The 11430-nt window shown below is 71.0% G+C and carries 14 protein-coding genes; 8 read left to right on the top strand and 6 right to left on the bottom strand.

Annotated features, from left to right (window positions below):
* Window positions 1–293 precede the first annotated feature (293 nt).
* The 5 genes from IF09_RS0112745 to IF09_RS0112720 form a co-directional block, all read right to left on the bottom strand.
* Window positions 294–701: a VOC family protein gene (locus IF09_RS0112745; protein ID WP_030294992.1), complete on the bottom strand. Its 408-nt coding sequence runs from the start codon at window positions 699–701 to the stop codon at window positions 294–296.
* Between the two features lie 123 nt (window positions 702–824).
* Window positions 825–1553, bottom strand: a complete 729-nt coding sequence (locus tag IF09_RS0112740) for a dienelactone hydrolase family protein (RefSeq protein ID WP_030294990.1) — start codon at window positions 1551–1553, stop codon at window positions 825–827.
* 292 nt (window positions 1554–1845) lie between these two features.
* Entirely contained in the window at window positions 1846–2385 is a 540-nt protein-coding gene (locus IF09_RS0112730; protein WP_037634673.1) for a GNAT family N-acetyltransferase, read from the bottom strand.
* 302 nt (window positions 2386–2687) lie between these two features.
* Window positions 2688–3452 (bottom strand): SAM-dependent methyltransferase, encoded by a 765-nt coding sequence (locus tag IF09_RS0112725; protein WP_030294987.1) that lies wholly within the window; start codon window positions 3450–3452, stop codon window positions 2688–2690.
* Between the two features lie 195 nt (window positions 3453–3647).
* A complete protein-coding gene (locus IF09_RS0112720) occupies window positions 3648–4112 on the bottom strand; it encodes a winged helix-turn-helix transcriptional regulator (protein ID WP_078613209.1) in 465 nt (154 codons plus the stop codon).
* A gap of 103 nt (window positions 4113–4215) precedes the next feature.
* Between IF09_RS0112720 and IF09_RS0112715 the strand changes: the two genes are divergently transcribed.
* The 3 genes from IF09_RS0112715 to IF09_RS0112710 all read left to right on the top strand — a co-directional run bounded on the left by IF09_RS0112715 (window position 4216) and on the right by IF09_RS0112710 (window position 6476).
* Complete coding sequence (locus IF09_RS0112715) at window positions 4216–4881, top strand: NADPH-dependent F420 reductase (RefSeq protein ID WP_030294983.1); 666 nt, start codon at window positions 4216–4218, stop codon at window positions 4879–4881.
* A gap of 160 nt (window positions 4882–5041) precedes the next feature.
* Complete coding sequence (locus tag IF09_RS46925; protein WP_418953042.1) at window positions 5042–5404, top strand: protein kinase domain-containing protein; 363 nt, start codon at window positions 5042–5044, stop codon at window positions 5402–5404.
* A 1-nt stretch (window position 5405) separates the two neighbouring features.
* Window positions 5406–6476, top strand: coding sequence for a YihY/virulence factor BrkB family protein (locus tag IF09_RS0112710; RefSeq protein ID WP_030294982.1), 1071 nt, complete (start codon window positions 5406–5408; stop codon window positions 6474–6476).
* Between the two features lie 154 nt (window positions 6477–6630).
* Here the strand turns inward: IF09_RS0112710 and IF09_RS0112705 are convergent, their stop codons facing one another.
* Window positions 6631–7383 (bottom strand): ZIP family metal transporter, encoded by a 753-nt coding sequence (locus IF09_RS0112705; RefSeq protein WP_030294980.1) that lies wholly within the window; start codon window positions 7381–7383, stop codon window positions 6631–6633.
* A gap of 452 nt (window positions 7384–7835) precedes the next feature.
* Here IF09_RS0112705 and IF09_RS0112700 point away from each other — a divergent pair, with 452 nt between their 5' ends.
* From IF09_RS0112700 to IF09_RS0112680, 5 genes are all read left to right on the top strand, one after another.
* Window positions 7836–9071 (top strand): globin domain-containing protein, encoded by a 1236-nt coding sequence (locus IF09_RS0112700; RefSeq protein ID WP_078613208.1) that lies wholly within the window; start codon window positions 7836–7838, stop codon window positions 9069–9071.
* Window positions 9072–9105: 34 nt separating this feature from the next.
* Entirely contained in the window at window positions 9106–9729 is a 624-nt protein-coding gene (locus IF09_RS0112695; protein WP_051832383.1) for a pyridoxamine 5'-phosphate oxidase family protein, read from the top strand.
* Window positions 9730–9937: 208 nt separating this feature from the next.
* Entirely contained in the window at window positions 9938–10249 is a 312-nt protein-coding gene (gvpO, locus tag IF09_RS0112690; protein ID WP_030294974.1) for a gas vesicle protein GvpO, read from the top strand.
* 36 nt (window positions 10250–10285) lie between these two features.
* The gene (locus IF09_RS0112685) at window positions 10286–10714 is read left to right on the top strand and encodes a gas vesicle structural protein GvpA (RefSeq protein WP_030294972.1); all 429 of its coding nucleotides are present in this window, start codon (window positions 10286–10288) and stop codon (window positions 10712–10714) included.
* Entirely contained in the window at window positions 10711–11430 is a 720-nt protein-coding gene (locus tag IF09_RS0112680) for a GvpL/GvpF family gas vesicle protein (protein ID WP_030294970.1), read from the top strand. Before IF09_RS0112685 ends, IF09_RS0112680 begins: the two co-directional genes overlap by 4 nt.

The following is an 11430-nucleotide window of genomic DNA, read 5'->3' as shown; positions in this document are numbered from 1 at the left end:
ACACGACGTGCACACAGTCCGCAAACCCGGCACCACGAAACCGAAAACGAAGAAGTCGATGCCCCCTCGCCCACGCCGCACAGGTTAAAGATCAAGCTATCGCGGGATCCGCTCCGTGATCCCGTTCCTGCCGACCGAAAGGGTGGGGGGACATGGGGATGGCCGCCTCCACGTCATCGACGCGCTGTCGTGCGATCACGGAGCCGATCTTCATCGGCAACTGATCGCCGTCATCGCATCGACCTGACGCGGCCGGTCTACGGACGGCGGCGCCCACGCCGGTCTACGAACGGTCAGCCGTTGCCACGGCCTGCGCGGCTGCGCTCGCGCAGCGAGATGCGGTTGCCATCAGGGTCCGCCGTCTCGATGCGAACGCCGAACCCGTAGTCCTCAGGCTCCGGCTGGTCGAAGGTCACCCCGCGGTCGCGGAACACCTTGAAGTCCGCCCTCAGGTCGTCCGACTCGAGGATCACCGGGCCGGGCGTGACGCCCGGCAGCAGCTCGGTCGGCTGCCCCGCCGCCGCGGGGTGCGCCCACAGGATGATCTCGACCGGGGTGCCAGGGACGCCCACGGTGAGGAATCGCCCGCCGGGGTTCGGGAAGTCGATGCGCTTCTCCAGGCCGAGCTGCTCCGTGTAGAACCTGAGCGCGCGGTCCTGGTCGGTGACGTAGAGCGTCACGTACATGACGTTGGTCAACATGGGGTGGTCTCTCCATCTGTCGGTTGCTTTCACCTCCCTGACGGATCCCGGGAGGAGAATGTGACGGACGGACGGTGGGCGGTCCGCCGGGCCCCAGCGTGTGCCGCAGCCCGGCCAACCGGGTCAGATCAGGTGCCGGGCGAAGAACTTCAGTGAACTGTCCAGTTCGAAGGAGGGCACGTCCCCGTGCTTGCCCGGGTTGGCATGCAAAGTCTTCTCGGCCGAAGCGAGGGCGTCGAACAGGGCCAGGCTCTGATCACGGGGGACCATCTGGTCGTCCCACTGGACGAGGAACTGCACGGGAACGGTGACCCGCGCGGCTTCCTCGGCCAGCCCGTACACCCCGAGCAGGCCGAGCACTGCGGCGGTGATGCGGGGTTCCGCGGTGATGAGGGGGATGCCGAGTCCGCAGCCCATGGACATGCCGCAGTAGCCCACGGGGCCGCTGCCGACCTCGTCGAGGCGCTGGACGGCGGTCAGCACCGCCTGCCAGTCCGCGACGGCCCGGGCGGCCAGATGCCCGTGCATGCCGGCGACCAGTGCGCCCGGATTTCCGCCGGCGGTCATGCCGGTCCGCATCTCGGCCAGGACCCTTTCGAACTCCTCGCCCTTGGGCCGGTCTCCGTGATGGGGCGCGTCGATGGCGACGACAGCGAACCCCTCGGCGGCGTAGCGGCGGGCGCGGGAGACGATGCCGGGGGCCGCCTTGTGCTGCCCGCCGCCGTGACCCAGGAGGATCAAGGGGCGGGGCCCACGGGAATCCTGTGGCGTCCACAGCACGCCGGGGATCTCGTCGAGGGTGAAGAACTGTTCGGTGACGTCGTCCGACGACGTCCGGGAAGTGAAGCGCATCAGCGTTTCGAGCCTTTCGGGATGCCTTGTGCGGGCGCTCCCTAGGCTTTGTGCGAGAGGGAGTCCCGACCGGTCACAGCGTTGATCGGACTCACCTCCTCGGACTCGCACGTGCTTTACGACGGTGTCGAAGGTATCACGGTGATCGTCATCCACAACGGCGCTTTTCGCGACACGGACGTGAGGAGGGGCGGGACCGAGACGGGAGATGAACTGGCTGTGGGGCAGGGCAGATTGAGCGAGAGCGGGTAGGTCGGTGGGCCGGCGGCAGTGCCGCCGGCCCACCGGGCGTCTACTCGCCGAGGTTGTGCCGTGTGACTGCGAAGCGGGCCACGCCTTCGGCGTCCTCGGCCGGGGTGGTGACGTACCGCTCGAAGCCGGCCTTCTCCAGAACGCGGACGGAAGCCGGATTCGACAGTTCCACGCCGGCGGTCACGGTGTGGACGCCGGGCGCGGTGAGGGCGAAGGCGGCGAGCGCCCGGGTGGCTTCGGTGGCATAGCCGCGGCTGCGCCGGGAGGCGACCACGCCGTACCCGAGTTCGAGGACCCCGTCGGAGGGCGGCCAGAACAGGCCGATGGAGCCGACGACGATACCGCCGTCCCGCTCGGTGATCAGCCGGTGGCCGAAGGTGCCGAGCCAGGCGGGATTGCCGCCGAGGAGGCCCGCGATGACGCTGTCGCCCTCGGAGGGGAAGTCCTCGGCCCAGTCGGCCGGCCGGGCGTCGCTGCCGTCGCTGTGGAGGACGGCGCGGGCCTCGGCCGCGGTCCAGATGCGCAGGCAGAGCCGCTCGGTTGTCAGTTCGGAGAGGTCCTTGGAAAGGGAAGAACGCACGTGTGACTCCTGGTCATCGGAACGACCCGGACCGCGTCGCGTCGTTTCAGCGCGCGGACCGGAAAAGGGCATGCTGAGGAAGGCCGCTGACGGCCATATTCATCAACCTCCCTGGACCAGAGTCGTGTTCACGCGCTCCCCGCGCCGAGGCGACAGTAACAGACCGGTCGCAGAGCCCCCGGGCTCAGGCCGGGCCCGCCAGTGGCTGCCCAGGCCGGACGGGCTTGCGCACGCTCGTCCCGTCCCTGGAACGGGTTCCCAACCCCTCGGCGCGTCGAGCCCGGTCGGCAGGTGCCGCCCGCTCACCGCTTGCGGGCGGTCACCAGGGCGAAGGAGAGGTGTTCCCCGCCGTCCTCGCTGAGCATGTCGATCACCGGCCGGTTGGTCCTCTCGCCGTCCGGCTGGAGTTCGGCGCACGCCCGCGCCCACAGCAGCCAGTCCCGCCAGGCGTCCTCTTGGAGCCGCGCGGAGGTGACGTCCACCAGTTCGGTGATCTCCCACTGGAAGCGCCACCATTGCGCCGTGTGCCAGGCGATCGCCTCCCAGCCGACCACGCGCTTGATGTGGGGCGGGATCGCGCCGAGGTCGCGGACCTCACGGGTCATGGCCGGGGTCGCGATACCCAGCTGGCCGCCGGGGCGAAGGAAGTGGGCCAGGTAGGGCAGGTATCCGTCGGCGGTGCCGAAGTACTCGAACGCGTCGATGCTCACGATCGCGTCGAAGGTCCCCGGCTCGAACGGCAGGGCGTGCGCCTCCGCCCGCACCGCGGACACCCGGTCGCCTACGCCCGCCTCGGCGAAGACGGCGGCCGCGTCCTCCGCGGGAATCCACCAGTCGGCGGCGACGACATCCACGCCGAACTCCCGGGCGAGGAAGACGGACGTGGCGCCCTTGCCGGAGCCGAGGTCGAGGACCCGCATCCCGGGGCGCAGCTCGAGGTTGCGGGCCAGGTCCTCCAGCAGCCACAACGGGTTCGGGCCCATGTCGAGGCCGACGAGCCAGGCCGGGTCGTAACGGGATGAGCGCGGGTAACGGCCGGGCCGCACAAGGTCATTCAAAGCAGTCACGGCCGAACTCAAGCCCCTGGCTCGGCCGGGCGCAAATCTTTAACGTGAGTACTCCCCGCGGGGCCGGCCGATGAGCGCGCAGCTCGCAGGTCAGGAGCCCGCGGGACCCAAGGTCGTCGACGACGGGGTGTGCCGTGGCTGCTGGTTGAGGGGGCCGGCGGCGCCGCGTACGCCCACATGGTCAGGCCGTGCTTGTCAGGACGGACTGGCGTGTCCGGGGACGCTGCCCGCCTCCCGCCGGTTCCGGCTCGGGCGAACTCCTCCGTTCAAGGCCGCAGCGGTATCAGCGGGCGTTTCGAAGCGATCCTGGGACGTCAGGACGGTGTCCGCGTAGCGGGCGGCCCAGCTGCCCATCGCGCGGATGGGAACGAGCAGGGCCGCGCCGGCCTCGGTGAGGGCGTAATCGACGCGCGGCGGCGCCTCGGCGTAACGGCGGCGCTCCACCAGGCCGTTGTACTCCAGCCGCCGCAGCGCGTCGTTGAGCACCTTGGGGCTGATCCCACCGATCCGGTCCAGCAGGGCCCGCGGGCGCATCGGGCCGCCCTCACCGAGGATGAAGACCACCACGCTGTCCCACCGGTTCGCCAGCACCTCGAAGGCGACCCGGGCCCTGCAGTCCGCCGCGAACCCGTCCCCTGCCAGCTCCTCATGCTCTCCCATACGCCCATCCTGCCCGGCTGATGCACACCACGCGGTGTGCATCAGCCCGCCTAGCGTCCGGTACATGACATCCCACGACTCAAACGCAAAGGCAAGCAGCATCATGCGCATCGGCATTCTCGGCACGGGCTCGATGGCCACGGCCCTCGGCGGTGCCTGGGTGCGAGCCGGCCACCACGTCCTGGTGGGCGGCCGGAACGCGGCGGCCGCAGCCGCGACCGCCGCCCGAATCGGCGCCGCCGGGCACGGCAGCCTGACCGAAGCGGCTGCTTTCGGCGAGGCGGTCCTGATGGCCGTACCAGCGGACAGTGCACCGCGCTTGGCCCAGCACCTCGCCCCCGTTCTGGCCGGACGGACCGTGCTCGACTGCACGGTGCCCATGACGCCCGGCCCCGACGGGCCCTCACTGTCCACCGCCGGCGGCACGGACTCCGTCGCCGCGCGCATCGCGGCCGCCGCGCCGGACGCCGGTGTCGCCAAGGTCTTCGGCATCTGCCACGAGAGCATCTGGACCCTGCCGCGACCCGCCTTCGAGGGCGCACCCCTGGCCGTGCCGTTCTGCACCGGCACCCCCGCCGCGACCGCCCTCGCGCAAGAGCTCATCACGTCGATGGGCTGCTCCCCGCTGTCCTGCGGCGGACTGTCCCGCGCGGCGCTCCTGGAAGCGGCCGCGGTGTTCGCCATCGGTGTGTGGTGGACCGGTGGCGAGGCACGCCACGCCTTTCCGGCCCCCGCCCTGGCACCCGGCGCCGTCGACGACGAGCCCTAGCTCGGCCCGCGCCGCATTTCACGTACGGATGATGGGCGCTGCTGGCATCTGGCTGCTGGTTGCTGTGGCCAGCGGTTTCCCGGCAGCGCTTCCGGCGTGAGATCGAGGCGCCCGACCTGGGCAGCTGCCGGCGGACGGAGGGACACTGTCGCCCGCGGAGTTGCGCAGGCTGGCCGTCGCTCTAGCCGAGGCCCTGGAAGCCATCCACCGGGCGGGCCTTCTCCACCGCGACCTGAAGCCCTCGAACGTGCTGGTGACAGGAGGGGGCCGCGAGACCTTCGGCGACCTGGCCCGGTTCGGTACGGGCGAGCGCTGGAGCACCCGTGAACAGACACGTCACTGCCCGGTCCCCGCCATGGGCAGATATATGGCCCCGGCACTGACCTTGGTCTCCGCGACGGCCGCGGCAGCCCCCAGGAAGTGGCGCCCTGCACCCGTGCACCCGCTCAGCCGGCATCCACCGGGCCCCTCGCCCGTCCCGGACGGGCATGTTTGCCCTGGACGGAACAGGACAGTCGCCTGACATGAAGGACAACCCGGCTCCCGCGGACAGGGACAAGAGACGGCACGACACCCGGCGCGGACCCGAGGAGGATCCCGGCCCGAGCCCCGGCCCGACCCTCGGCCCGGGCCCCGAAGTGGAGCGCAACGCACCCGACGAGCCCACGGAACTCCCCAAGAAGTCCTGGTCGGCCGTGCTGAAACGGACGTTCAAGGAGTTCCAGGACGACGAGCTGGCCGACCGTGCTGCGGCGTTGACCTACTACAGCGTCCTGTCGCTGTTCCCCGCCCTCCTGGTCCTGGTCTCCCTGCTCGGAGTCGTCGGGGAGTCGGCCACCCATTCCGTCCTGGACAACCTCCAGCGGCTGACCCCCGGCGCCGCACGCGACATCGTCTCCAGCGCGGTCCGCCAGCTCCAGGGCAGTACGGGAACCGGGTCCATCCTGGCGGTCGCGGGCCTGATCGCCGCGGTGTGGTCCGCCTCCGGGTACATCGCGGCGTTCATCCGGTCCTCCAACGCCGTCTACGACATGCCGGAGGGCCGGCCCGTGTGGAAGGTGCTGCCCCTGCGGCTGGTGCTCACCGTCGGGCTGATGGTCATGGCGACGGCAAGCGCCCTGATCGTGGTGTTCACCGGCAGCCTCGCCCGCCGCGCGGGGGACGCTCTGGGGCTCGGCGAAACCGCGGTCACCGTGTGGTCGATCGCGAAATGGCCCGTGCTGGTGCTCCTGGTCACCATCATGATCGCTGTGCTGTACTGGGCCGCCCCGAACGCCAAGGGGCGCGGCTTCCGCTGGGTCACCCCGGGAAGTTTCCTCGCACTGGTGATCTGGATGGCCGCCTCTGCCGGATTCGCCCTGTACGTGGCCAACTTCAACTCGTACAACAAGACGTACGGCACCCTGGCCGGCGTCATCGTCTTCCTGATCTGGCTGTGGATCACCAATCTCGCCATTCTCCTCGGCCTGGAGTTCGACGCCGAGATGAGCCGCGAGCGCGCCATCGTCGGCGGACTTGCCGCGGAGGACGAGCCCTACGTGGAGCCGCGCGACACGCGGGAGTGGAGCGAGGAGGAGAAACGGCGTGCCCGGTGACCGGGCCCGGCCCGCGCGCAAGGCGCCGCCTGCGCGCCGTCGACAGCGTGGCCGACCCGGTCGGCCGCCTCCTGGGAGGGGTGGCCCCGCCGGGGTGAGCGCTGAGCATCTGCGGGAGCGCCCAAGCCGCCCACCTTCCTCGCCCGCCGGGTGCTCAGACGGTGTGGGACAGGACGAAGGCCGTGAGGAACCCCAGGACCGTGGTGAGCCCGGCGAGGAGGTGCGCCTCCTCGAAGGCCTCCGGGATCATCGTGTCCGCGACCATCGCGAGGATCGCCCCGGCGGCCACCGCGGTGATGGCCGCCATCCACGTACCGGAGGCTCCGCCGAGGAAGGCGTATCCGGCGAGCGCGGCCAGGCCGGACACCACCGCGACGGCCGACCACAGGGTGAAGACGTACGTACGGCTGCGGCCCGCGCGCTTCATTCCCGCCGCACTGGCCATCCCCTCCGGGACGTTGCTGATGAACACGGCGGCGACGGTGGCCATGCCGACGCTCCCCCCGCCCAGCAGGCTGGTGCCGATGACCACCGACTCGGGGATCCCGTCGAGCAGGGCGCCGAGCGCGATGGCGTTGCCGGAGCCGGGCCGCTGCGGTTCGGAGGGCTGGCGGGTGCCCGAGCGCTTGCGGTGCCTGGCGCCGTGCCGGGCCAGGACCACGTTGGCCAGGGAGTACACGGTCGCCCCGGCCAACGCACCGCCGGCGGTCGGCAGGGCACCGCCCTGCTCGTACGCCTCCTGCACCAGTTCGAAGGACACGGCCGATATCAGCACGCCGCTGCCGAAGGCCATGATCAGTGCGATCCACTGGGCGGAGACCCGCAACAGCGAGCCGGCCGCGGCGCCCGCCAACAGGGCCGCTCCCGCGAACAGCCCCCACCCGCCGGCGATCAACGCTCCCGCCATGGCCCGTCCCTTCATGTCGTCGTCGCTCGTCACACCCGCCCCTGCCCCGGAAACGGATGCCGACCCGTTCTCGGGGCAGGGGCGGGACCGGTAGGGGGACCGGTCATTGCCCGGTGACGGGATACCGGCCGCGGGTTCTGGGGAAGCGACAAGACCTCCGGGGGAGATCTGGCGGATACGACCCTTCCCCGTTCGGGCTTCCTCCTTGAGGATCACCAGGCAACCGGAAGCATTCCGTCCACTTTGTCGGCCATCGACCCCAAATGAGGCACCATGCTTGCACTGTTCGGCTCTCCCTCCCCTCCCGGGACGCGTGGATTCGGTGAAGGATTCGCCTCCGCCGTCCACACACCCGGGCGGTGGCACCCCCAGGAACAGGCCACGCCTCCCCCCACCCGGCGGAACCCATCGACTGTGGTGACGGGGGGAGCGCTGACCCGTTGAGGTTCCGGATGAGCCGTCCCAGCAGTCCGTACACGCCCCGTCCCGAGGAGGAAAGGCAGCCGGTACCGGACCCGGCCGCGCCGCCGTTCGCGCCGCCGGCCGCCCAAGCACTCCTGTCCGAGAGGGAGACGTCCCTCCTCAGGGCTTCCGTCGCCGTGGTGGAGCCCCTCGCGGCGGACATGGCGGTCTACTTCTACGCCATCCTGTTCACCCGGCACCCCGAGGTCCGTCCCCTGTTCCCGCCCGGGATGGACGCCCAGCGCGGCCGCCTGCTGCGCGCGCTGCTGCGCATCGTGGACCTCGTCGACGACCCCGTGGGCCTGGTGCGGTTCTGCGGGCACCTCGGCCGCGACCACCGCAAGTTCGGCACCCTCGCGGAGCACTTCCCGGCGGTGGGCGAGTGTCTGCTGGCCTCCCTGGCCCGCTTCGCCGGCCAGGCCTGGAACGCGGAGATCGCCGCCATCTGGACGAAGGCGTACGGAGCGGTGGCCCAGGTCATGATGAGCGCGGCGGAGCAGGACGCGGCGGTACGGCCCGCCACCTGGCCCGCCACGGTGGTGCACCGGCTCTCGCGGGGACACGGCATCGCCGAGATCACCGTACGCCCGCACCTGCCGTACGAGTACGCCGCCGGACAGTACGTCAGCCTGGAGACCCCGTGGTGGCCGAAGCAGTGGCGCTACTACTCCGCCGCCAACGCACCGCGTGAGGACGGCACTCTCACCTTCCACGTGCGCGCCGTCCCCGGCGGCACGGTCAGCGAGGCCCTCGTCCACCGGGCCGTGGTCGGTGACGTCCTCCGGCTCGGGCCGCCGATGGGCGACATGGTGCTGGACGCCGCCAGCCAGCGTGACCTGCTGTGCGTGGCCGGAGGCACCGGCCTCGCGCCGATCCGGGCGCTGATCGAGGAGGTAGCCCGCCGGGGCGGCCGCCACCAGGTGGACCTGTTCCTCGGCGCCCGCACCGGAGCGGAGCTGTACGGGGTGGACGACATGCTCCGGATGGCCCAGCGCCACCACTGGCTGACCCTGCGCGGCGCGGTCTCCCACGAACACATCCCCGGCATCCGCGGATCCCTGCCGCAGGTCCTCGCCGAGTACGGGCCCTGGTACCAGCACGACTGCTTCCTCAGCGGACCCGCTTCCATGGTCGTCTCCGCCGGCGAGACGCTCACCCTCCACGGCACGCTGCCCGACCACATCCACCACGACCCCTTCGAGACGCCCGTCCTGTCCGCGCGCTGAGCCGCTCCCCGTCCGCCCCGCCAGGAGACCCCCCGTGATCTTGCCACCGCCGTCCTTCGGATCAGCCGGTGAACACCGCCTTCAGCAGCACCTGGGAACCGCCGACCGCGCCGCCCGCTTCTACGACCAGCAGGTACACCCCCATCTCACCCAGGAAATGCGCGACTTCATCGGCTGCCAGACCATGGTGTTCCTGGCCACCGCCGACTCCCACGGGGAATGCGACGCGAGTTTCCGGGCAGGACCTCCGGGGTTCGTGCACGTGATCGACGAAGGGACCCTCGCCTACCCCGAGTACCGCGGCAACGGCGTGCTCGCCAGTGCCGGCAACATGCTCGAGAACCCCCATCTGGGCCTGCTCTTCGTCGACTTCACCCACCACCACGTGGGACTGCACGTCAACGGCGTGGCGCGTCTCTGCCACGACGACGACCTGCGCCGCAGCCACCCCGACCTGCCCCAGGACATCGCACCGGGCCGCACACCGCACCTGTGGGTCCACCTCTCCGTCGAGGAGGCCTACGTCCACTGCTCCAAGCACCTACCGCACATGGAGCCGGCCCCACGGCCGGGCAGCCATGACGCCGCGCGCCCCAAGGACACCGAGTACTTCACCCGGCGGCGGGCGGAGTACGTCCCCGGTCCGAGCGTGACGTGACGGGATCCCGATCCCGCTCGGGGCCGTGCCGCGTACAGCGGGCACGGCCCCGCCGCGTTCCGGGCTCCCAGCGGGCCCGCGGCCGACGGGCGTTGGGCGGCCCGCCGGAGTGGTGCCGGAAGAGGCGTGCGGAGACGCGCGTTCGATCTGGTTGCGACCGAAGGGGTTTGGCGGTGGGAGGACCGGCCATACGCAGCAGGAGGAAGTCATGACTGACACGTCCCACCACGGAACACCGAAAGAGGCGGACAAGGAACGGCCGCTGTCGGCCGCCCGCGCCATCGGTGCGGCGATCGACCAACTGTCGGAACTGCTGCGCCTGCCCGTCGAGTCCGTCAGCTCCTGCGAGCGCGCCGAGGACGGCGCCTGGCAGCTGTCGGTCGAGGTCCTCGAACTCTCCCGGATCCCCGACACGACGAGCCTGCTGGCGTCGTACGACGTCGAGCTCGACCCGGCCGGCGAACTGCTCGGCTACCGGCGTACCCGCCGCTACGAACGGGGGCGCGCGGACCGAAGGTGACCCCGCCCGCCTCCCACACGAGAGGGAACCGGAACAATGACTGTCGTCCCTGCCCAGTCCGCGCCGACCGCCTCCGGGGGTGGTTCCAGCGGTCTGTACGACGTCCTGGAACTCGTCCTCGACCGCGGTCTGGTGATCGACGCGTTCGTGCGGGTCTCCCTGGTCGGCATCGAGATCCTGAAGATCGACATCCGGGTCGTCGTGGCCAGCGTGGACACCTACCTGAAGTTCGCCGAGGCCTGCAACCGCCTGGACCTGGAAGCCGGTCCGCGCAAGAGCCCCGGCCTCCCCGACCTGGTCGGCGAGATCACCGAGTCCGGAGCCCGCGGCAAGTCCAAGGGCGCGCTCAGCGGAGCCGCACAGGCCGTCTCCGACGCGTTCCACCAGGCCCGCGACGAGGCGGAGGAGAAGACCGAGAGCCGTCCGCGCCGGCGCACCACCACCCGACGGGAGGAGAAGGAATGAGCACCTACGTCTACGGAATCACCCGCGCCTCCCAGCCGCTGCCCGAGGAACTGGCGGGCATAGGCGAGCCGGCCCTGCCGGTCCGGACCGTACGCAGCGGACGCGTGCTGGCCCTGGTCAGCGATGCGCCGGCCGAACTGAAGGCCAAGCGGCGCGACCTGCTGGCGCACCAGCGCGTCGTCATCCAGGCGGGGGCCGACGGGCCCGTCCTGCCGCTGCGTTTCGGCGGGGTCTCTCCCGACGACGAGACGGTCGCCGCCGTCCTCGGCGAGCACGAGAGCAGCTACCTCGAACGGCTCGAAGCCCTCGAGGGCAAGGACGAGTACAACGTGAAGGCCACCCACGACGAACAGGCGGTCCTGTACGAGGTGCTGTCCACACATCCCGAACTGGCGGCCCGGCACCAGGCCAACCGCGCCGCAGGGGGCGGGAGTTACGACCAGCGTCTGGAGTTCGGCGAGCTGATGGCCAAGGCGGTGAAGGAACGCGAGATGGCGGACGCACTGCTGATCGAGTCCGCCCTCGCCCCGCTGGCGGCCTCGCTGCGCCGCGGACCGGAGAGCGGTGGCTGGCTGGCGAACCTGTCGTTCCTGGTCGAACGCGAGCGGCGGGAGGAGTTCCTCGAGGCGGTCCGTGCGCTGGCCGAGCAGCACGAGCACCTGCAGGTGCAGATCACCGGCCCGCTGCCCGCGTACAGCTTCGCCGACGCGAACTGA

It is taken from the genome of Streptomyces katrae (assembly GCF_000717655.1).
In the GTDB taxonomy this organism is placed as follows: Bacteria; Actinomycetota; Actinomycetes; order Streptomycetales; family Streptomycetaceae; genus Streptomyces; species Streptomyces katrae_B.
The sequence above is the reverse complement of the archived record's forward strand: the minus strand, read 5'-3'. Positions and strand labels throughout refer to the sequence as shown.

Coding starts and splice junctions, on each gene's coding strand:
- IF09_RS0112745 (WP_030294992.1), bottom strand. CDS start 701: ATGTTGACCAACGTCATGTACGTGACGCTCTACGTCACCGACCAGGAC.
- IF09_RS0112740 (WP_030294990.1), bottom strand. CDS start 1,553: ATGCGCTTCACTTCCCGGACGTCGTCGGACGACGTCACCGAACAGTTC.
- IF09_RS0112720 (WP_078613209.1), bottom strand. CDS start 4,112: ATGGGAGAGCATGAGGAGCTGGCAGGGGACGGGTTCGCGGCGGACTGC.
- IF09_RS0112715 (WP_030294983.1), top strand. CDS start 4,216: ATGCGCATCGGCATTCTCGGCACGGGCTCGATGGCCACGGCCCTCGGC.
- IF09_RS0112710 (WP_030294982.1), top strand. CDS start 5,406: ATGAAGGACAACCCGGCTCCCGCGGACAGGGACAAGAGACGGCACGAC.
- IF09_RS0112705 (WP_030294980.1), bottom strand. CDS start 7,383: ATGGCGGGAGCGTTGATCGCCGGCGGGTGGGGGCTGTTCGCGGGAGCG.
- IF09_RS0112700 (WP_078613208.1), top strand. CDS start 7,836: ATGAGCCGTCCCAGCAGTCCGTACACGCCCCGTCCCGAGGAGGAAAGG.
- gvpO (WP_030294974.1), top strand. CDS start 9,938: ATGACTGACACGTCCCACCACGGAACACCGAAAGAGGCGGACAAGGAA.
- IF09_RS0112685 (WP_030294972.1), top strand. CDS start 10,286: ATGACTGTCGTCCCTGCCCAGTCCGCGCCGACCGCCTCCGGGGGTGGT.
- IF09_RS0112680 (WP_030294970.1), top strand. CDS start 10,711: ATGAGCACCTACGTCTACGGAATCACCCGCGCCTCCCAGCCGCTGCCC.